The organism is Paenibacillus xylanexedens, assembly GCF_001908275.1.
Classification (GTDB): domain Bacteria; phylum Bacillota; class Bacilli; order Paenibacillales; family Paenibacillaceae; genus Paenibacillus; species Paenibacillus xylanexedens_A.
Genome location: NZ_CP018621.1, coordinates 15,846 through 35,052 on the forward strand (window position 1 = coordinate 15,846; position 19,207 = coordinate 35,052).

Consider the following 19,207-nt stretch of genomic DNA (forward strand, 5'->3'; position numbering starts at 1 on the left):
GGGGTGTTACTTATGGCGAAGAGTTTAGCCAAGCGAAAAGCTGCGGCTGATGCGCCACAGCAGGAGAAAGTATCTATTAGGGAGAAGGGCAAGCGATTTTTTCGGAAACTACAGAAGCCCAAAGTGGAAGAACGTAAAGCCTATCGGCCGCGGGGTTATCGTGCAAAAAAATTTGGAATATTCGTTTTTTGGCTCATGTTTAGTTTTGTGTTTCTGGTGTTTTTCATGAATGCGTTTAATCCGTCCAAGCAATCGGATGTTAATGCTCAGGCGGTGCAACAGGCTCCGACACTAAACCCGGCCACAACCACCACGGCTGTCCAGTATGCTGAAAATTTTGCCAGGGAGTATTTCACCTGGAAGCCGGGAAGCGAAGCACTGGCGAAGCGTCAGGAGCGTTTGGCTCCATATCTGGCTAAGGGGCTTGATCCGCATGCCGGATTACAGCCAACGGCACTGAAAACGACTTCCGTTCTGCTGAAGACGGAGATTGCCAACATCGAGGAAAAAGGCGAGAACCAAGCCTACGTCACGCTGAAGGTCTATCAAAAAATTGGCGTTCCGAAGGAAGTTGTGACTACGGACGAGACGACAAAGAAGAAGACGACCACGACTAAATATGAACCAAAGGAAGTCAGTAAATTTTTTGTGGTACCGGTGGCATATGCACAGAATTATGGAATCTATGATTTACCGAAGTATACCTATATCAACCCACAGACGACCGTGGTTGCTTCAAATCAGACCACCGGACTTCAGGATGTGGCTGAATCTGAGGTGAAGCAAAATATCCGGAATTTCCTGGATACGTTCTTTGGCTCTTATGCTCAAGATCCTGCCGACAAGCTGGCTTATCTGCTTGAGGACAAGGATCATCCGAGCGGACTTAATAAGCGTATGGATTTTGTGAATGTTAAAAACTCACAAATCTATCAGGGCGAGACTCCGGAAACCTATGTTGTTCTGGCTACTCTAGTGCTGGAAGATCCTGTTTCAGCGGATCGCTTCGTAACCAATTACAGATTGGATATTACACAAAAAGATGGGCGTTACGTTGTAAGTAAAATAGACCAACAATAGGAGGAATCTACATGAATATTGGTTTTGATGGACTACTGGATTGGGCTAAGGAAGAGGGAGGAAATTTGATCCTGGTTGCTGCTATTTTCTTCGCCGTTCTTCTTGCTTTCAAACGTCAGTTTATCGGTGCTATTGGTACATTTCTAGTGTTATTGATAACATATTTGATCGTTACAAAACCAGAGCTTATAGGGAAAGTTGCTGAATTTGCAGCGAAACTAGTCGGCGTAAATTAAGGGGGTAACCTTTATGCAGCAGCGAAAGGATATGTTTGTTCTCAATGAGTTTCTGAAGTTTGAACGCAAACTGTATCAGTTTGCTGGCTTTAAAGTAGGTCGGCCATTAAAGCTGAAGTCTATTGGCTACTTTTTCGCTATCGCCGCTATTATGGTGGTTTGGTACTACATTCCTGTACTGAATATACCTTTAAAAATACTACCAAGCTCTATTCTCCTTGCTGCACCGTTCATGTTCACGTATCTACTGATTGATGTAGGGACGGAGAACCGACCACCCATTAAGTTTGCAAAGAGTATGTTCCTGTATCACATGCGGAAATCAAAACGTGTCACGTACTTTAAGGGGAAGGAGCTGGACCGGCCAAAGTCATATGGCTTTGGCGGTCAGCTTTCGGCCAGAGAATATCGGCAGAAGAAGAAAAAGAAGAAGCGTACCCATTACCAATTTGAAGGGTACATGACCATGCGAGATTAGGAAGGAAGGTGTGCTGATGAAGGTATTTACCGAATTTCCAACCAAACATATCGAGGGAAACCTAGCCTTTGGTCGGGATGGGAGCGTATGGGCTTATTTTCAGGTCGAAGGCTATGGGTATGACTTCCGGGATTTTGTCCAGAAGATTCACCCTTATAATAATCAGTTGTCTTACTATGTTGAGAATATGAGTGATCTTCATTTTTTGATGATCCCGTCTCTCACAGATGTGAACGGGATTTTAGATGAAACAATAGAAGATATCAAGCGGAAGGATTACCCCCTGAAGGAGAACGGGATTGACTACTTCAACAGGCTAAAACAGACGCTCAGTAATCAACGATCTTCGCGAGAAACCAATGAATATCATACGTACATCGGGGTACAACTTGATCCCAAAAAAAATGAGTTTAGAAAAGTTGGGAATACCGGCCTAGCACTGGTTGCCGGAGTGAGTGACTTTATCAATGGTTTCAAGTCACCCGTGTACCGCGCTATGGGGCTGGAGCCGAACGATATCTTAAAAGTAGACATTGAGCAGTACAAACACCAAGCGGAAGGATTGAGAGAAACACTGAGCCAATCCATGTCTTCCTTGGTCCGGATGATTAGTAAGGAAGAGACGCTGTTCCTGATCGAGCAGAATTTTAGCGTTACGCCGAATGATACGAAGCTACGGAAAGGTTATGAAACCAGCATGGACGTTTCTGGAAACGATGGGGAACGGGTGCATGAAGCTCACCGTGGCCGGGCGCAATCCTTTTACGAGCTACAAAATGCAGAAATTGAAGAATTCGACCAAAAGACGCTTAAGTTGTATAAAATGGTCGACGAAGAAATCAAGGAGAGTTATGTCCAGTTCCTGGTTGCCGACAAAATGACTGCACATAGTCTGCATCCTGGATCGGAATGGATGTTCCATATTCAAAACCGGCTGCGGTTTCCTGTCGCGGTATCCGTTAAGGCGGGGTTGATGCGGAATGAACAGATTATTAAAAACCTCAGTAACGTGCGGCTCTCCTACCAGGACCAGCGAGAGGAAGCCCACAAAGGTGACAGCGAAGTGGATCTCAACACCGGAAAAGCGGAGAGTGGAGCTATACAGATGGAGAGCCGGTTTACCGATACGGGTTACCCGGCATATGGATGTAGCTTTGTTTTCCGCGTATCTGCCAAAGACAAAGATCAGTTACGTGTCCGGGTAGACGAGCTGAAGCGAGAAATGCAATCCTTTGGTATTCACTTACTCAGCCCTTATGGGGAAATGATTTCTTATTTCATGGAATTTATTCCGACCAGTCCGCGGATCAATAGCGACTATATTCAATATGTGGAGCCTACCAAGCTGGCCGGGATGATGTTTGGAGCTACGACCAATATCGGTGACAATCGCGGATTTTACATCGGGCAGACGCTCAAGCTTAACCGTCCAGTATTCATCCAGCCGGACTTGGCCGCTAAAGCCTTTGAAGGTGTAAATAACGTGGTCGATTCCCTGGCTATGATGATTGCGGGTATGACCGGTAAAGGTAAGTCGTTTTGGGCCAATCTGTATACCTACTTATGTGTGCTTACCGGATCACGCGCACTTATTATTGATCCGAAGGGGGACCGTAAAGGATGGGCAGCAGGCTTACCCTTCATACCGCCCGAATTTATATCGGTTTGGACATTGGGGGCAGACGAACGGGACGCAGGCTGCTTAGATCCGTTCCGTACCAGTGTATCCCTTCAAGAAGCGAAGGATATTTCATTGGATATTCTTTCGTTCTTGTGCAACCTAAATTTGGGAGATCCGGGATTTACGCGATTGAGTGAAGCGGTGGAACAAGAGGGGGATCAGCATGATCCCTGCTTGGGTGGAGTGCTGTATTACTTCAAAGGGCAATTGAAAATTGCGAATTTGAGTGATAAGCACCGGGAAGCCATTGAGGAAATCGTAGAGACACTGGAGACATTAAAGCGCACTCAGATTGCCCGACTACTCTTTGGTGAAAAAGGCCAGGATTATCGCGTGCTGGAGGTCACCAAGCCTTTACAGGTGCTTATGGTCCAGAACCTGAAACTGCCGAAAGGGAACAAGCCTCCGCGTCCCATTGAAAAGATATCTGAAGCGATTCTCATCTCGATTACTTCCTTTACCAAGCAATACATGCTGGAACAGGATCGATCCATTCATAAGGTTATCATGCAGGATGAGTCCAAGACGATTGAAAATTCTGCTGAAGGTAAAAATCAGATGGATTTCATTGTCCGCATGGGCCGCCACTATAATACGACACTGGTTAAAGGAACGCAGAACGCAACTGACTATGACGAGGATGTGTCCAATATGGGCATGAAGTTCTGCTTCGCCCTGAAAAAAATCGAAGAAGCAGAAGAAATGCTCAGATATTTTGGTCTACCCGTTACACCATCCAATTTGGAATATCTGAATAGTCTGGATCGAGGTACGGCGCTGTTCCAGGATATTTATGGCCGGACCGCTGCTGTTCGGATACATCCCGTATACAAAGAGATCGAGGAAGCCTTTGATAGCTCCACCGCTACTCAGGAAGACCGGGAGTACGAGCGGGAACGTCAAGAAAAAATTCGGATGGGGGTATAAGCATGCGGAAAAGGAAATTTACATTTTACGTGAGTTTTTTGAGCTTATTTTTGCTCCTGTTTCTGATAGGTTGTTCTGGAAAATCAGGGGGAGGGGATGATGAATCTGCTGATTTGAAATCAGCAGATTCACAGGCTCTTGCCTACATTCAAGCTTCGGTAGAAGGTGACGATGATTTGCTTAAAACTCTCCTGCAGCCGGATCAGTCACGTTACAAAATTTTAAAGGATGGGAGACATAATTCTCCAGGAGCATTTGAACGAATGGGAAAAAAGTATTCTATCTATCGTTACAGCAAGGAGCCGAATGAAATAGGAGAGCTGTATTACAAAGTAAGTTATTACCGAGAAAATCATCAGAAATATTTTTCCGATTTGCTGAAAATGATTAAAGAAGACAGTCAATGGAAGATTCGAGAAATTGACGAAGAGGAAATGTCGAGAAATGCGAATCCAGATGAAGTAATAACCGTTCACAAAAGCGATGGCGAGGGGTGATCCAGAATGAAACGCTGGATTCGTTATGGCATGCTCATCCTTACTTTTTTTATGAGCTGCATGCTACCCATAGCCAGCGCAGCCGATCCAGACGTATTGTCCGGTAAAAATATCTCATCGAATTTGTTTAATACTAACCACGAAGTGACTAGTAACGGATCTCCTGCCTATTACCAGATTGATGTCACTTCCAAAACAGGGGACGACGAAGAAGAGGGTAATGTGTTTACCCAAGCGTTCTCTACGGTGGGAAGCTGGATTTCGGGGGATGCTGTAAAGGACTCTATTATGGCCCAATTCTATGAAGCCATGAACTTCATGGTCAACATCCTTTTCAAAATGAATCTGTACATGAGTAATGCGATGTTAACCGTACTGGACTATGCATTTGATTTTGACGTAGTAAATACGTTGATCGAGCGTATAGAAGGGGTCATGCAGAGTATAACTGGTATATCCTCTTTGGGCTTTAGTGGTATGGGATTGTATGGGAAGCTGATTGGTATTATTGGAATTTCAATCGGATTACTATTTCTTTATCAGTATTTCTTCAAACATGCCCAAATTGAAGCGGTAGGTAATTTAGTTAAGACGTTTGTGATTTTGGTCGTTACTCTGCTGTTTTTCAGCAACTATGGAACTGTGTTGAAGGGGGCTAATGCGCTCACGACAGAAGCTACAGCGATTATTATGGGAGCCGGTTCAGGACTAAGTGAAGATGGTACAACGAGTGGAAGACAGAGCATGGGAAACAATATGTGGGATTTATTTGTCCATCGTCCCTATTTATATATGCAATATGGGACCGACAAAGAAAACGAGGTGGGGGAGAGTCGAGTTGATGAATTACTTTCTTTACCACCGGGCCAGAGCCGCCAAGATTATGTGGAAAAGAGAGAGGTTGGGGATTCTGGAAACGGTATGATGACCTATGTACAAGTCCCGGAGCGTTTGGTTTTTACTGGACTGTACACTGTAGTTAATGGGATCACATCCATTCCGATATTCGCTTTGGGGTTACTCATTATTGTGCTTCAGTTTTGGTTTTTGGCCGTGGCCGCACTTGCACCGTTTTACTTGCTCATTGCAGCATTTCCAGCGGGGGGCGGTGTGTTCCGGCGATATACGGAGGAACTGTCATTGCCGCTTATCCTAAAATTAGGTGTATCGTTTATAGCGCTAATCGTGTTTACCATGTCGGAGATCGTCTATCAGGAGGGTAACACCGACAGCATCGGGTATATTGCTGTTGCGATTATTGAGTTTGTAATCCTGGTGTTGATCTTCTTGATTCGGAATCGCTTGATCAAAATTTTATTTGCCGGCAACCAAGCTGCGCGGCAACTGGCTATGGAAGCATCACAGATTGACCGCCGTATGAATGCGGCAAGACAGAAGGCAACAAGCGGAGCTGCTCAGGCGGTGGGAACCATGGCCGGTGGACCAGCAGCGGGAGCTGCTGCCGGAGCAGTCGTGGATAGTATGGAGAGCGGCAGAGATACAAGCCCCGCAGCCGCATTAGAAAATGAAAGCCTGGACGCTTCAGATAACTATGTCACGGATAGTGTAGATGCCGATAACGATCTTGACGATAACGTACCCCTAGAATCGGAACGTTTAGGAGATCCGCCACCGCTGGGAGCTAGTGGCAGCGGCGTGAGCGCCAAAGTGATGGCCGGGGTAATGGCTGGAGCTGCGGGGAGTGCCGGTGCAGAAGTAGCGGCGACAAGTTCCATGAGTAGTGGGCCTTCAGGAGCACCGCCTACAGTATCTTTAAACGATGCGAAGGGTAACACTGAAGCTGCTGGAGACTTGGCAATACCAGCCTTCATGCGCCAAAGACCACGGGGCGCTAACGGACAAGCTCCTGGAACTGTTCAGGGTTCGGGTACCGGCTCTGGAAACGTTACGCCATTACATGGCGGCTCAGGGGCATCAGCGAACGGGATCTATGATGAATCTGCTAGATCTAATGATTATTTCAGTGGGAGCAGGAATTTCCGGAATGAATCCGAGTCGTTATCTGGCGGCCAAGGTCCTTCAGGACATGATGATTCATTATTTGCGTCTTTACCGCAGGAAGATCCAGCGATAGACTCGCGGCCACCACAAAGTTCGGCTAACCGTGGGCAAGCACCGCAGACGGTACCTCTTCATACGACTCCTGGTGTACAACGTCCAAATGCAGGACAACGCCAAGAATCTAGCGAAAGAAGACCGCAGCCTGAGAGGTTCCGAACATCCAGAGGGGTAGAATCACTTGGGAGTAGGAGCGTAGAGCATCAGGAAGCAGATCATGCCGATTCGTCCTCTATACGTTCTGGACAGACGGAAAACCGGGTGCAGAGCATTCCGTTACATCCTTCCAGCAGCGAGGAGGATGAGTCATGAAGGGGCCGGTGAAGACATGGCTTGGTGCCATTGTTGCTTTAGGCATGATAGCTTTACTAATTGGATCGATCTTTGAAGGGAATCGCATTGAACAAGAACAGGCTGCCGCGAAGCAGCAGCCTGTCACTCCGGAGAAGCGGCCCGTTCGGCAGTACACCCCGAATGAACAAGCAGCAGAAGAGAAGCAGGCTGAAGAGGTAGAAGTGCCAACGGAAGAAATGCAGACGGAGATTCAGAAAGTGATTCCGGAGTTTCTGAAGGTGTACGTACCGTTCGATGCTGAAAGCCCGGATGATTTTTTGAAGAAATCAAAACCTTATGTCACTGATAAACTGTATCAAGCATTAGAGCAGGAGCAGCGCAGGGGAGCGCTAACGATCGTCAAGACCAAGCTCATCAATGTAGAGCTGGAGCCGCAGAAGGAAGGGTTAAAGGAACAATGGTGGAATGCAGATATTGAAGTCGAGCATACAGATCAGGCCGGCCAAACCAATTCCAGTACATTGGCTTATATCATTAAGGTCAAATTGATAGATGGCAAGTGGAAGATTGATGATCTAGGTGTACGTTCAAGGGCGTGGAACCCATGAAGAAATTTACTATCTTGGGCGGGCTGGCCTTGATTCCGATTCTTTTTGTGGGTGCGCTGTTTGTACTTATGATTATGGTCATGATGTTCAGCAGCTCGGATTCTTCTGAAGGGAATTACGGCGGCGGTGGATGGGGGAGCGGGATTATTTCGCAGCTCGGGGAATCTGAGATTCCAGCGGAGTATATTCCAATCTATCAAGCTGCCGCACAAAAATATGGAGTCCCTTGGAACCTGTTAGCTGCGGTACACCGCATTGAAACCCGGTTCTCTACATTAGATCCTATGATTTCGTCCGTTGGCGCAGAAGGCCATATGCAGGTGCGCCCATAAGGGCATAAAAGAAATCTCCCTGTGGCAAGGGAGCAGATCAAACCACAATAATCTGTCACCAACCAACTTATCCGTGAGGGAAACCAATATCGGGGAGTGTAGCATGTTGGGAAAAGCCATAAGTTGCTTAGTTGCCGAAGCACGACTGAATGGCGAGGTGAAACGTTGTAAACAAGGATGAAAGCTAAACTGCTTCAATGATAGTCCGAGGGAGCTAATGGGCCGCTCGTATCGGAAGGTAGCTACAAACGATACGCAACCCGATTTTCTACTAAGAAGACACAGCTCATCAAGTTAACTGCATGCTTGGTGAGAGTGGTTCTGGGTTGACCGACCTCAATAAGAGGAAAAGGGCGAACGTCACATCCGATATTACAACAAGCCGTTTCTTTTATGTCTAAATGGGGATTGCCTAAGTTGGAACGCTCAGTAGAGCTATGACGAAGGAGTCTGAATATCCAATAAGGTAACGGAGTTCTCGTAGTAGTCCGAGGTAGGGAAAGCCTATCACATGGCGAAGGAGAACAGTTTTTCAAGTCTAGCAACCTAATGGAAAGGAGCGTGAGGCTCCATGAGAAGTCCAGAAACCGTGCTAGACAATCTAGCCAAGCAAGCATTACGTCCAGATTATAAGTTCCAGAGGCTATATAGGAATCTGTACAATACAGATTTCTATCTAATGGCTTACTCAAAAATTTACGCTAAAGAAGGAAACATGACTCCAGGTTCAGAGGGAGAAACCATCGACGGTATGAGCCTTGAGCGTATCCAAATGTTGATTCAAAACCTTAAAGACTTCAGCTATCAACCCAAACCATCCAGAAGGGTATACATTCCGAAAAAGAATGGTGGAAAACGCCCCTTGGGAGTTCCCTCATTTGAAGATAAGCTCTTGCAAGAAGTGATCAGAATGATCCTGAATAGTATCTATGATCCTGTGTTTTCGACAAAATCTCATGGTTTCAGAGAAAACAGAAGCTGCCATACTGCACTCAAACAAGTAAAGAACACGTTCACTGGGGTTAAATGGTTCGTTGAAGGCGACATAAAGGGATTCTTCGACAACATTGACCATCATACGCTCATCAACATACTTAAACGAAGAATTGATGATGAAGCGTTTATGAATCTTATTTGGAAGTTCCTCAGAGCAGGATTCGTTGAGAACTGGACATTTAATAACACATACAGTGGTACTCCACAGGGGGGAATTATCAGCCCTGTCCTATCAAATATTTATCTCAATGAACTTGATAACTTCGTTGCGAAGTTGAAATATTCATTTGATAAGGGGAAAGCGCGGAAGAGGCTTAAAGAGTACCGTACAAGAGAGGCCAGACTCATAAGAGCCAAAGGAAGCTACCGAGCCAGATGGACCGAACTTAAACCAGTGGAAAAAGAAATGTGCAGGCAGCACGTTAAAGAGCTTAAGAAACAGATGATGGAACTACCCTACAAAGACCCGATGGATGATGGCTACAGAAGAATACAGTATGTTCGATACGCTGACGATTTTCTGCTAGGTGTGATCGGGAGCAAAGAAGACTGTATAGGAATCAAGCAAGCCATAACAAAATTTCTTGAAACAGAACTAAAAATAGAGCTGTCTCAAGAGAAAACGTTAATTACTCACTCCAGTAAATCGGCTCGTTTTCTCGGATATGATGTGCGGATTAGCCACGATGCAGACACAACGAAAAAAACAGCAAGTGGCCATAAACAACGCACTAGAACCATGGCGGTCGAATTGCTTATGCCTCACGAGGCATGGAGAGATAAGTTGCTTGATTATAAGGCTTTGAAGATCGAATCAGATACGCAAAAGTGGGAATCCATTCATCGAGGACACCTCTTACAAAATGATGACCTAGAAATACTACTGGCTTACAATGCCGAAATTAGAGGCATATACAACTATTACAAGCTGGCTAATGATGTTTACAAGCTGGACAGCTTCAAGCACATTATGGAATACAGCATGTACAAGACGTTCGCCAATAAGTATAAAACTAGCGTTAGGAAAATCAACGCTAAGTTTAGAATTAACGGTCATTTTGGAGTCAGATACGACACCAAAAAAGGGTCGAAAGTTGCCTTCTTCTATAGCGCAGGTTTTAAAAAGGTGCAATCGGAGGAATTCGATCCGAAAATGGATCTCCTTGCAGATTACAAAAGGAATTATATCTATAATCGGACAAAACTCGTTGACCGCCTTCTATCCAGAAAATGTGAATGGTGTGAAATGGAGGGTGTGCCCCTTCAAATGCATCACGTAAGAAAGCTCAAGGATTTGAAGGGGAAGAAAAGATGGGAAAAGCGAATGATTGAGCGTAAGCGGAAAACCCTCGCTCTTTGCAGAAGCTGCCATCTGGATTTACACAACGGGAAGCTAGATTGAAAAATGGAGAGCCGTATACGCGGAGACGTGTACGTACGGTTCGGGGAGGAGTATTTGGAAACCTGTCATAGTGATATGACAAGGCGCTGGATACTTACTCTACTTCATGCCTTGTACTTTTATCGGATGGGGGCATAGCTCCTGCGGCGGTGCAGGGAAGGGGGATTTCAGCGCTGAGGAAAAAATCAGTTTGGCCGTAATCTCCCAATATGGCGGCTATGGCGTAGATGCTAATGGAGACGGGAAAGCAGATATGTGGGATCTAGAAGATGCTGTGTTTTCCGCAGCAAATTACCTTGGGAAGAACGGTGCTGCTTCTGGCAATGTTGAAGCTGCCTTATACCAATACAACCACAGCCAGGCATACATTTCCGAAGTCATGAAATACGCTACGCTTTACGTAACGGAAGGCTACGACCCGATTACAATACCGCAACCGGGTAAAGCAGGGTTCAGTCGTCCGGTCAGTGGTCAGGTTACGTCCGGATTTGGTCCGCGTACCCATCCGGTGACTGGCGAAGTAGGCAAGCCCCACGAAGGCGTAGACTTTGCCTGTTCCCTTGGACAGCCGATACCATCATCCAAAGCCGGTAAGGTAATTATGGCCGGTTGGCAAGATGCGAGTAATCCAAGTAAGGGTTACGGCCAGTATGTGCGTGTGGATCATGGGGGCGGGTATGTGACCACCTATGCTCACTTGTCTTCGATTAATGCCCAGGTAGGGGATCAAGTATCTGCAGGAACTGTTATTGGAGGATGTGGATCAACAGGCACTAGCACCGGAAACCATCTACATTTCGAGATCATTATCAACGGCAGAAAGGTAAATCCGTTGCCGTTTGTAGGGGGATAGGAATGTGCTAAATGAAAAGATCATTGTACGGGTAAGGGATCACGTACCTGGATACGAGGGCAAGACTGTAGGTTTTGCCAGACAAGGTGACGTTTTTATTTTCCGCAATCCACTAGGCAATTTGAATGATGCTGAGTATCTGACTTGCTACAAGCTGGGCAGAAGTGACTTTGTAGAGCCGTTCAAGCGCTCTACAGAGCGTCAGTGGATTGAGCAGGAAGAAAAGTACCAAGTCTACCTGAACGAGCTTTCTACGCGATTTATGCCCATTCTGGAAGCCTACTGGCGGGAGGATGGAGCAGATATTGAAAACTATTGGTCTGTGATGGAGAAGCAAGGCATCGAGAGCCATTGCGCGGATCTGATGCTCTTTAATCGGTTTCTATGGCGTAAGGCTCGGGAGCTTGAAGAAAATGAACCGGTGAATGTTCGAAAAATCGATCAGGTATATGAGATGATCAAGGGCATTAGTAAGATATTTGAGGTTCGGGCCGGACGCAGCTCCATAGAAACGGATTCTATATATTTCAAAACAGACGATTCTATTTTCTGGCATGGGTGCTTATAAGGGGGAGAATGTATGTTCAAGGCATATAGGTTTATAGAGTGCGGGGGGAAGTATTTTCCACCTGATCCGGTAGAGACAGCCGCGGAGATATATCAGTACGTCCAAACTCATAAGGAGCATTATCCAGAGATTCGCGTTACTGATCCTAGTGATGAACTTGCTGTTCAAGCGATCAACGGCATTATTGTTTTCCCGAAAAAATGGGCCTTGCTGGAGGTCAAACAAAAATACATCGATGAGCCGGAAAGTTTCGATTCAGGCGCTTTTAAACAGGCTTTAGAGCGTTCGGGGTTCCCTACCGAGTTCAATATAGACTTTACTGTTCTTGCTGCACAGCATTATTTAACGGGGCTGTATGAAGGCACAGAAGGTGAAGAGTAAGCAAAAAAATAAGGCAATTCTCTTAAAGAGAATTGCCTTATTTTTTTGCTTGAAATTTTAATCTATAGTGATTGTTTTATAATAAGCTCGCGTAAATATTTCCTGGCTCTCGATAATCTCTTAGAGGTAGTAGCTTCTGTAAGAGCAATAGATTTCCCGATTTCCTTACAGGTTTTCCCCTCTACATAGAACATTTTGAGCATCACTTGATGATTTAATTTTAATTCCCTAATAGCTTGATAAAGCTGCTGATTCCTCCACTTTACTTCCAATTCAGTTTCAACATCATTAGTCCCAGGAGTATCAAACTCGTACAAAGTAGCAAGGGATGTTAATGTTTGATTTTCTTTAGTTTTTTTTCTTAGAAAATCAATAGTAGTAGTGTAAGCCACTTTTCTGATCCAAGCAGGGATATTTTGTTCTGACTGAAGCTGAGGCCCCTTTATAGTAATTTTAAGGAAACTCTCATGAATTAAATCTTCGGTGAGCGCATGATCTCCAAGCAGAGAATATAAATCTTCATAAATGAATTTGTAATATGATTTGTAGATTTCTTCCTGTTGGTCACTTTCCAATTCTTTCATAGGCCTGCGTAATAAATAAAACCATTTTTTCTTCGTCAATTGGTGTACTCCTTCCAATTTCCTATGTAATGATGGTTCACTGCAAGTACAGATTAAATTATGAGAGTGCTGTAGATCATAGTTTTTTTATATATTATACCTTCGATCTAAAAATATTGGTAGAAAAGGTCAGGATTTGTAAGTTCATGCGTTTTATTTATATAGGCTCTGATCAAGGAGCTTACAATTTTCCTGTACAGTTGTGAATGAATATTTTCAATAGGGGGTAGGTGGTGCAAATTTTTGGGAATTGGAAACATTTCTCATGCTTGGATCGTTTAGAGTATGAAAGCCTGATTTATTGCACACCTGTTCAGGAAATCCACAATAAGGAGGATGGTGTTTTAATATGAAAACAAAGAAAGTACGTATAGGTGTGAAAATTGCCATCGCTGTAATGATGTCAGGCCTTCTCGTTCCATTTAGCGGATTTACTGATGTAACGCATGCCTGGGTTCCCACTGGAGCAAAATGGTCTACTAATCAAGTCAGTAAGTTGAGCTATAATAAAACCGGTTCGAGTTCGGTTAATGATATTTGGAATGAAGCTATCTTTAACTGGAACCAGCAATCGACAAAACCAAACTTTTCAACGCAGACAACATCTAGTCCTAATGTTGAATTTCAAGGTGTACACATAAGCAATACTGACTCTGATGGAAAAGCACAGTGGTATACCGACTCTAACGGAACAACCTATCATTCCTTCGCTTGGATAAACACATACTTTACTAGTGGCTATTCCAGTCTTAAAGCACGTTCCGTAGCATCTCATGAGATCGGGCATGTACTAGGACTTAGCCATGCATCAGGATGTGTTTTGATGAGTGACAACACGCCTACTAGGTATGATACATGTGGCGTTTATACACCTCAATCCGATGATCTAAATGGTATTAATGCTCTTTATTAAAATATAATGGAGGCGATAAATTTGAAATCTTTAAAGGTAATTGTTGGATCAATTGCAGCAGTTGCAGTAATTGCAGGATGTTCTGCGACTCCCTCCCAAGTGAGTCAAAAAACAACTGCTCCAACAACGGAACAAGTATCAGTAAAAAGAAGTGATCCTAAATCTAAGGCTGTCACTGGAGGAACCTCTACGAGTTTGGCATATTCTTATGAGAATTTAGATGAACTTGAAGCAGCTTCGGTAGTCATTGCTGAAGTGAAGATTAAGGATGTTCTTAGCGAAGATGTTGAAAAGGACTCTACATTTTATACTGCTACAATTAAAGACTTGTTAAAGGGCGATGCTGAGGAAAAGGAAGTTACATTAACACAAATTGGTGTGGAAGAAGAACGGGAAAAAACAGGTGAACTCACTATTCAGCGTGATAACCCACTTATGGAGCCGGGTGAAAGTTACGTGTTATTTTTAAAAGCCGGGCAAGATGAAAAGGTTGGCCCACTTTACTATGTAGCTGGTGAGTTTCAGGGAAAATACAAAATTGAAGGAGATAAAGTATTCCCTGTAAATAAAGAGCAAGAAGCGGCTAGAGCTATGGTAGGCGGCCAAGATTTGGCAGCATTTAAAGAAGAAATCAAAAGCATTGTTGCTGAGAATAAACAGTAGAGGTAATTCTATTTTAGTAAAAATACTTGCCCCTAAGCGGTTACTGCTTAGGGGCAAGTATTTTTCTTTTTGGTTAATGATTTAGAATAAGCCCTTTGGGGCTTTTCATTTTTTTCAGTTTATGGAAGTCTCTCTATCGCAACGCTGTTTATAAAGGTATACCTTTGAGGATAGCGAAAAAAAGTGTTTTCAATATCCCTAAAGGTATTGTTTTATTTTTATAAACGTTTATAATGTAGTTAACACCTTTTCGGACAATTAGGAGCTAATCATGAGAACAATTACGAGAGAATACGGATACGCTAGGGTTTCCACTAAAAATCAAAATGAAGATCGGCAGTTAACCGTATTACGGGAACAGGGTATTCCAGAGGATTATATTTTTGTAGATAAGGTTAGCGGCAAGAATTTTGACCGTCCAGAATATCAGCTCTTGAAGCGTGTACTTCGAGCGGGAGACACCTTGTTTGTTAAGTCTATCAATCGCTTTGGTAGAAACAAACAGGAAATTTTGAAGGAATGGCAATGGCTGATCGATGCGAAGGTTCACGTTGTCGTGATCGACATTCCCATACTTGATACGCGCAAGTACCAGGAGTTGGATGGGATCAATCAGCTCATTATGGATTTGGTGCTTCAGCTATTGAGCTGGCTTGCGGAAGAAGAGCGGAATGAGATTAAACAGGCACAGGCTGAAGGGATTGCCGAAGCCAGGAAGAAAGGGAAGCACCTGGGGAGACCGCAAATAAATCTAAAAACTCTTACGCCAGGGCAGAGGGGCATCCTAGAGGAAAATTATAAGAGCTGGAAGAATAATGAGCTATCGGCTGTGGATTTTATGAAAAAGCTGGATCTGAAGAAAAACACTTTTTACAAAATAGTGAGGGAATATGAACAACAAGCATTTGTATAGGGGGATAACATTTTGAAACGTACAAGAGAATTCTATTTAGAACTGAAAGTACCTGAAGATAAAATATTATTGGAAGAGAACAGTCCTTATCCCTATCAATCTTCAGCGTTCCCTTTTTTTATGTACAAGGTAAATCATGAAAGTATTCAGGCCATTACATTTCATGAATACCCCAGGGGATTAATTCTTTCGGTGAAACTACCAAGTCAATCAGTACAAGCGGACGAAACAGGTGAGATTGATATGACTAAATATCTACTTGAAGCGTTGTTAAGTGAGGGGTTTGAGTGGTTTCATTCTAGTGAAATGGATACTTTATGGTAGTTATGGATGTTTGTGATTGTGATGCAAAACTGTATAGAAGAGATAGGAGTGATCAAATTGGAAGAATTGAAAACAGAATGGCTTGAGGGAAATTTAGGGCGTGCTCTAACAGATACAGAACAGCGCTATATAAAATGGATCAATGGGCTGGATCATGAGACAATACAGGTAATAGGTGGGATGATTGACCAAGCGCACCGGTTTGGCTACATCAGCGGTCAGGTTGAATCGGGAGAGAGTTTGAAGTGATTCGGTATGAAGAAGGGATGAATAGAATTTGAATATAACAACTTCATTTAATATTGAGTATCCAGTAGGACTTGATACTCAACGTATCAAGGGACATATGTTTCTTTTCACAAAAATGATGCTTAACGGCTTCGCAAAATATGAGCTTGTCGTAAAGGTCTATCTGACATGGGACAAAGTTTATGTTTTTGTTGATGATCATGTAAAGGAATATGGATTGTATGGATCTGGATCAGAGGCTGAACTTATTTATCTGACTTCTCATAAAAAGGATTCGTTTCTGACTGTGCTGGAGTCAAGCAGTTGAACATATCAAATCAATCAGAAAAGAACGAGACTGGATTAGGGTATCGCGATCAGGGAACCCATAAAGGGAGGTGTGAACTGAGATGACAATTACTTTACTGATTTTAAATGTAATTTTATTCTTCCTTTGCTTCGGATCATTTTTGGTGAATTATTCAAGGGGAAGAACTAAGGCAATGGCAATTGTGGGAATATGCATGTTGTTTTCCTTATCTTCCGCATGTCTACTTCTTAATAAATTCGCAAATGTTATGTTATAGAAACCAATCAATCAATATATTAGAATTGAAAAAAACATGACTGGAATAGAGTATCAGCGACAATCGAACTTTGTACATGGTCAGATCCAGATAACAACCCTTCTCTTGGGTGAAGAATGGAAATACAAGGAGACAGGGCGTACCTACTATGAATACCTAACCTATCTAGTAAACAAGTATGAACTGCTTGGGGTATATCGAATTAACGAGCTTAAAGTGGGAGGATCAAAACATGATTAAAATAGAAAGGGCTGTATATTCTTGACTGAACAATATATTGCAAGTATTAAAAATAACACAACAGGTACATGGGTAAGTGAAGTAACTCCTAATGAAAATATAACTCAATCATGGTTCAAACCTAAGATTATTCTTAGTTATAGTTCGACTCTTTTGAAAGAAGACCGCCTTATATTCAGAGAGAAAAAAGAAGCTGAAAGTGTGCTGAAAACATTAAACTCTATTTCTTCCGATACGTTCACTATCGTAATTGAAAAGGAAGATGTTATTGTGAGTGAAGACTTTCCTACTGTATGTGTAAAACCAGAACAATTTCGAGAATTGCTGACACAACAAATCAATGAATTTATAAGAATTGAAAAGAACGAAACTGGATTAGAGTATCAGCGAAAGTCGTACTTTGTACGTGGTCAGATTAAAATGATAACCCGTCTCATAGGCGATGAAAGGAGATATGAGGAAACAGGGCGCAGCGACTATGAGTTCCTAACCTATTTAGTAAACAAGTATGAGTTGCTTGGGGTATATCGAATAAACGAGCTTAAAGTGGGGGGAGCAAAACATGATTAAAGTGGTAGAAGTGTTGCCAGGGCAGGAACCAGTTATAAAGGAAATACCGTCACTACATGGTACATATGGGCAAGAGCTGTTTAAGGAGCCCTGGCGCGATCATAGCAAGTTAGGTAATGATTTATATGTGGCCGTTGGAGATTCAGCGGCTCTTACCGGCAAGCCGGTTAACTTTACCCTTTCTTTCGGGTCGGCTCCGGTGAGCGTCTGCGGACCAGCCGTTTTTGTGACAAGGGTTTGGGAGAGCGGTGGCGAGACGTTTGACGAGTATAAGTCTCTGTTAGCCGGGGAAGCAGCGGCTATTGTGGAGTTGTTAAAAAGGGATCGGAGCCGATTCGATCCGAGTGAGTTTCATGAACTTCTAGGCTTGGAAATCTAATGTTCGTCTTTTGAAGTAATCTGGATCCCAGGAAACCTTCTGCAGCAGCTCTTTTTTAGAGCAATACCCGAACGTTAAAATTATGGCCAACTAAAAAAAACGGCTGAGAGCCGAATATTAGCATGGGGGGGATTAAATGTTCATTTCTCCAGAAGAGTATTCAAAACATGTCGATATCGGCTTAATCGTATTTGGAATCATTGCTGTTCTATTGTTCATCTTAATCTGTTATCGAGAAAAAAAAGCCAGAAAAAATAGATTCTGATCCCGGCCAGCTATTGTAGCTGGCTTTTTATTTTAATGCTGTGTCCAATAGTCGATATTATGGATCGGTTCGATGGGGGTAGCTTTGGGTTCAACGATTTCCCAACCTTGTAGTATTTTAATAGACTCGACTTGTTTTTTGTTGTCCCAGGTAATAAAGAGCTGGTCTTCCAGACGAATTAAGCACTTTTGGATCTCGCCGTTGGATTTACCCGTTTTATTCATTAACTCTTGCATGGAAGGCATTCTCCTACGCGCAACGGAATAGTTGTAGAGGATTCTATGGATCTTGCGCTCTAAATCTGAAAGCATCGCAGCAGCTCCTAAGCTATTTGAATACTTCAATTATAAGAGAACGCATGTTCCTTTTCAAGATTGCATAAATTGAAGTGAGTCTGTGAGTATATATATTCTATCTCTATTTTTTGATACAACAGTTATGTTGTCTCCATAATGCGATATATCATGAGTTAGTAAGTCAAATTCAACTTCGTTTTGGATTTTTCTTTCGCCATCTTCAAGTTCAACCGATGTAGCTTTCAACATAAAAGTCATTTGAGATCTCCTTCAGAATGAATAGTGCCTATAATCTTATCACATTTAGATATTTATAGTAAATTCATTATCCATACCTCCATTCTCTCTATAACGTACAGTTTATAAGCGGGAGCCTGTTAAATACATATTATTGTATTACCGATGGAATTGCGGCGTAGGTCCAATAGTCGATATTATGGATCGGTTCGATGGGGGTAGCTTTGGATTCAACGATTTCCCAGGATTTACCCAACTTCTCGTCCTGCATCCTAGCAAAATGCCCGGCTCCCCGATTCTTAGGGTGGAGTTTAGGTACGTACGTCTCATACGGTCCAATTCAGTAGGATTCATACTACTTACCCTCCCAACGATGACCACAATCACGGCACTCATGGAACAACACTTGCTCGACAACATAATCCACCAGTGAACGAATCTCACCGTTCTCAACTAAAGCAGATCCTCTTATGTTCACACGACTATACACATCATTACTTTCACAGTTGACACATTCCATGAACATTCTCATAAGTCATTTGAGTTCTCCTTCAGAA

At 43.3% G+C, this 19,207-nt stretch carries 23 protein-coding genes and 1 pseudogene; 20 read left to right on the forward strand and 4 right to left on the reverse strand.

The annotated features are described in order from the left end of the window. Positions 1-12 precede the first annotated feature (12 nt). The 12 genes and pseudogenes from BS614_RS30855 (at position 13) to BS614_RS30910 (ending at position 12,412) form a co-directional block, all read left to right on the forward strand. Positions 13-1,080: a conjugal transfer protein gene (locus BS614_RS30855; RefSeq protein ID WP_074097076.1), complete on the forward strand. Its 1,068-nt coding sequence runs from the start codon at positions 13-15 to the stop codon at positions 1,078-1,080. An 11-nt stretch (positions 1,081-1,091) separates the two neighbouring features. Further along, complete coding sequence (locus BS614_RS30860) at positions 1,092-1,316, forward strand: hypothetical protein (RefSeq protein WP_074097077.1); 225 nt, start codon at positions 1,092-1,094, stop codon at positions 1,314-1,316. A gap of 13 nt (positions 1,317-1,329) precedes the next feature. Continuing rightward, complete coding sequence (locus BS614_RS30865) at positions 1,330-1,794, forward strand: TcpE family conjugal transfer membrane protein (RefSeq protein ID WP_074097078.1); 465 nt, start codon at positions 1,330-1,332, stop codon at positions 1,792-1,794. Positions 1,795-1,810: 16 nt separating this feature from the next. After that, positions 1,811-4,402 carry an ATP-binding protein gene (locus tag BS614_RS30870; RefSeq protein ID WP_074097079.1) on the forward strand — a complete coding sequence of 864 codons (2,592 nt, stop codon included), beginning with the start codon at positions 1,811-1,813 and terminating at the stop codon, positions 4,400-4,402. Between the two features lie 2 nt (positions 4,403-4,404). Next, complete coding sequence (locus tag BS614_RS30875) at positions 4,405-4,899, forward strand: hypothetical protein (RefSeq protein ID WP_074097080.1); 495 nt, start codon at positions 4,405-4,407, stop codon at positions 4,897-4,899. A 6-nt stretch (positions 4,900-4,905) separates the two neighbouring features. Next, a complete protein-coding gene (locus BS614_RS30880; protein ID WP_074097081.1) occupies positions 4,906-7,290 on the forward strand; it encodes a CD3337/EF1877 family mobilome membrane protein in 2,385 nt (794 codons plus the stop codon). Further along, positions 7,287-7,880 (forward strand): hypothetical protein, encoded by a 594-nt coding sequence (locus tag BS614_RS30885; RefSeq protein ID WP_074097082.1) that lies wholly within the window; start codon positions 7,287-7,289, stop codon positions 7,878-7,880. The genes BS614_RS30880 and BS614_RS30885 overlap by 4 nt, the downstream gene beginning before the upstream one ends. Before the next feature lie 170 nt (positions 7,881-8,050). After that, positions 8,051-8,209, forward strand: a pseudogene (locus BS614_RS32690) (peptidoglycan DD-metalloendopeptidase family protein); the annotation flags it as partial. Positions 8,210-8,783: 574 nt separating this feature from the next. Further along, positions 8,784-10,610 carry a reverse transcriptase/maturase family protein gene (locus BS614_RS30895; RefSeq protein WP_074097084.1) on the forward strand — a complete coding sequence of 609 codons (1,827 nt, stop codon included), beginning with the start codon at positions 8,784-8,786 and terminating at the stop codon, positions 10,608-10,610. Positions 10,611-10,716: 106 nt separating this feature from the next. Continuing rightward, a complete protein-coding gene (locus BS614_RS30900; protein WP_084174978.1) occupies positions 10,717-11,463 on the forward strand; it encodes a M23 family metallopeptidase in 747 nt (248 codons plus the stop codon). Positions 11,464-11,467: 4 nt separating this feature from the next. Beyond that, positions 11,468-12,031 (forward strand): hypothetical protein, encoded by a 564-nt coding sequence (locus BS614_RS30905; protein ID WP_074097086.1) that lies wholly within the window; start codon positions 11,468-11,470, stop codon positions 12,029-12,031. A 12-nt stretch (positions 12,032-12,043) separates the two neighbouring features. Further along, on the forward strand, positions 12,044-12,412 hold the full coding sequence (locus tag BS614_RS30910) for a hypothetical protein (protein WP_074097087.1): 369 nt from the start codon (positions 12,044-12,046) through the stop codon (positions 12,410-12,412). 62 nt (positions 12,413-12,474) lie between these two features. On the opposite strand, the gene BS614_RS30915 is transcribed toward BS614_RS30910, so the two are convergent. Then, complete coding sequence (locus BS614_RS30915; RefSeq protein ID WP_084174980.1) at positions 12,475-13,035, reverse strand: RNA polymerase sigma factor; 561 nt, start codon at positions 13,033-13,035, stop codon at positions 12,475-12,477. 349 nt (positions 13,036-13,384) lie between these two features. Between BS614_RS30915 and BS614_RS30920 the strand changes: the two genes are divergently transcribed. From BS614_RS30920 to BS614_RS30960, 8 genes are all read left to right on the forward strand, one after another. Continuing rightward, on the forward strand, positions 13,385-13,948 hold the full coding sequence (locus tag BS614_RS30920; RefSeq protein WP_074097088.1) for a M57 family metalloprotease: 564 nt from the start codon (positions 13,385-13,387) through the stop codon (positions 13,946-13,948). 21 nt (positions 13,949-13,969) lie between these two features. Continuing rightward, a complete protein-coding gene (locus tag BS614_RS31715; protein WP_157116410.1) occupies positions 13,970-14,611 on the forward strand; it encodes a hypothetical protein in 642 nt (213 codons plus the stop codon). A 271-nt stretch (positions 14,612-14,882) separates the two neighbouring features. Then, a complete protein-coding gene (locus BS614_RS30930) occupies positions 14,883-15,524 on the forward strand; it encodes a recombinase family protein (RefSeq protein ID WP_074097089.1) in 642 nt (213 codons plus the stop codon). A 12-nt stretch (positions 15,525-15,536) separates the two neighbouring features. Then, positions 15,537-15,848, forward strand: coding sequence for a hypothetical protein (locus BS614_RS30935; RefSeq protein WP_074097090.1), 312 nt, complete (start codon positions 15,537-15,539; stop codon positions 15,846-15,848). Positions 15,849-15,905: 57 nt separating this feature from the next. Next, positions 15,906-16,097 carry a hypothetical protein gene (locus BS614_RS30940; RefSeq protein ID WP_157116413.1) on the forward strand — a complete coding sequence of 64 codons (192 nt, stop codon included), beginning with the start codon at positions 15,906-15,908 and terminating at the stop codon, positions 16,095-16,097. Positions 16,098-16,125: 28 nt separating this feature from the next. Beyond that, the gene (locus BS614_RS30945; RefSeq protein ID WP_074097092.1) at positions 16,126-16,404 is read left to right on the forward strand and encodes a hypothetical protein; all 279 of its coding nucleotides are present in this window, start codon (positions 16,126-16,128) and stop codon (positions 16,402-16,404) included. Between the two features lie 520 nt (positions 16,405-16,924). Further along, the gene (locus BS614_RS32020) at positions 16,925-17,473 is read left to right on the forward strand and encodes a hypothetical protein (RefSeq protein ID WP_210437011.1); all 549 of its coding nucleotides are present in this window, start codon (positions 16,925-16,927) and stop codon (positions 17,471-17,473) included. Then, positions 17,466-17,852 (forward strand): hypothetical protein, encoded by a 387-nt coding sequence (locus BS614_RS30960; protein WP_074097093.1) that lies wholly within the window; start codon positions 17,466-17,468, stop codon positions 17,850-17,852. Before BS614_RS32020 ends, BS614_RS30960 begins: the two co-directional genes overlap by 8 nt. A 297-nt stretch (positions 17,853-18,149) precedes the next feature. Here BS614_RS30960 and BS614_RS30965 read toward each other — a convergent pair whose 3' ends face one another. The 3 genes from BS614_RS30965 to BS614_RS31720 form a co-directional block, all read right to left on the reverse strand. Next, complete coding sequence (locus tag BS614_RS30965) at positions 18,150-18,353, reverse strand: hypothetical protein (protein WP_084174982.1); 204 nt, start codon at positions 18,351-18,353, stop codon at positions 18,150-18,152. 132 nt (positions 18,354-18,485) lie between these two features. Beyond that, entirely contained in the window at positions 18,486-18,671 is a 186-nt protein-coding gene (locus tag BS614_RS30970) for a hypothetical protein (protein ID WP_074097095.1), read from the reverse strand. Positions 18,672-19,005: 334 nt separating this feature from the next. Beyond that, positions 19,006-19,182 carry a hypothetical protein gene (locus tag BS614_RS31720; RefSeq protein ID WP_157116416.1) on the reverse strand — a complete coding sequence of 59 codons (177 nt, stop codon included), beginning with the start codon at positions 19,180-19,182 and terminating at the stop codon, positions 19,006-19,008. Positions 19,183-19,207 lie beyond the last annotated feature (25 nt).

What these genes read in the sequence shown, in the direction of transcription:
- BS614_RS30855 (WP_074097076.1), top strand. Translation starts at nt 13, where the DNA reads ATGGCGAAGAGTTTAGCCAAGCGAAAAGCTGCGGCTGATGCGCCACAG.
- BS614_RS30860 (WP_074097077.1), top strand. Translation starts at nt 1,092, where the DNA reads ATGAATATTGGTTTTGATGGACTACTGGATTGGGCTAAGGAAGAGGGA.
- BS614_RS30865 (WP_074097078.1), top strand. Translation starts at nt 1,330, where the DNA reads ATGCAGCAGCGAAAGGATATGTTTGTTCTCAATGAGTTTCTGAAGTTT.
- BS614_RS30870 (WP_074097079.1), top strand. Translation starts at nt 1,811, where the DNA reads ATGAAGGTATTTACCGAATTTCCAACCAAACATATCGAGGGAAACCTA.
- BS614_RS30875 (WP_074097080.1), top strand. Translation starts at nt 4,405, where the DNA reads ATGCGGAAAAGGAAATTTACATTTTACGTGAGTTTTTTGAGCTTATTT.
- BS614_RS30880 (WP_074097081.1), top strand. Translation starts at nt 4,906, where the DNA reads ATGAAACGCTGGATTCGTTATGGCATGCTCATCCTTACTTTTTTTATG.
- BS614_RS30885 (WP_074097082.1), top strand. Translation starts at nt 7,287, where the DNA reads ATGAAGGGGCCGGTGAAGACATGGCTTGGTGCCATTGTTGCTTTAGGC.
- BS614_RS30895 (WP_074097084.1), top strand. Translation starts at nt 8,784, where the DNA reads ATGAGAAGTCCAGAAACCGTGCTAGACAATCTAGCCAAGCAAGCATTA.
- BS614_RS30900 (WP_084174978.1), top strand. Translation starts at nt 10,717, where the DNA reads ATGCCTTGTACTTTTATCGGATGGGGGCATAGCTCCTGCGGCGGTGCA.
- BS614_RS30910 (WP_074097087.1), top strand. Translation starts at nt 12,044, where the DNA reads ATGTTCAAGGCATATAGGTTTATAGAGTGCGGGGGGAAGTATTTTCCA.
- BS614_RS30920 (WP_074097088.1), top strand. Translation starts at nt 13,385, where the DNA reads ATGAAAACAAAGAAAGTACGTATAGGTGTGAAAATTGCCATCGCTGTA.
- BS614_RS30930 (WP_074097089.1), top strand. Translation starts at nt 14,883, where the DNA reads ATGAGAACAATTACGAGAGAATACGGATACGCTAGGGTTTCCACTAAA.
- BS614_RS30960 (WP_074097093.1), top strand. Translation starts at nt 17,466, where the DNA reads ATGATTAAAGTGGTAGAAGTGTTGCCAGGGCAGGAACCAGTTATAAAG.
- BS614_RS30965 (WP_084174982.1), bottom strand. Translation starts at nt 18,353, where the DNA reads ATGCAAGAGTTAATGAATAAAACGGGTAAATCCAACGGCGAGATCCAA.
- BS614_RS30970 (WP_074097095.1), bottom strand. Translation starts at nt 18,671, where the DNA reads ATGACTTTTATGTTGAAAGCTACATCGGTTGAACTTGAAGATGGCGAA.
- BS614_RS31720 (WP_157116416.1), bottom strand. Translation starts at nt 19,182, where the DNA reads ATGAGAATGTTCATGGAATGTGTCAACTGTGAAAGTAATGATGTGTAT.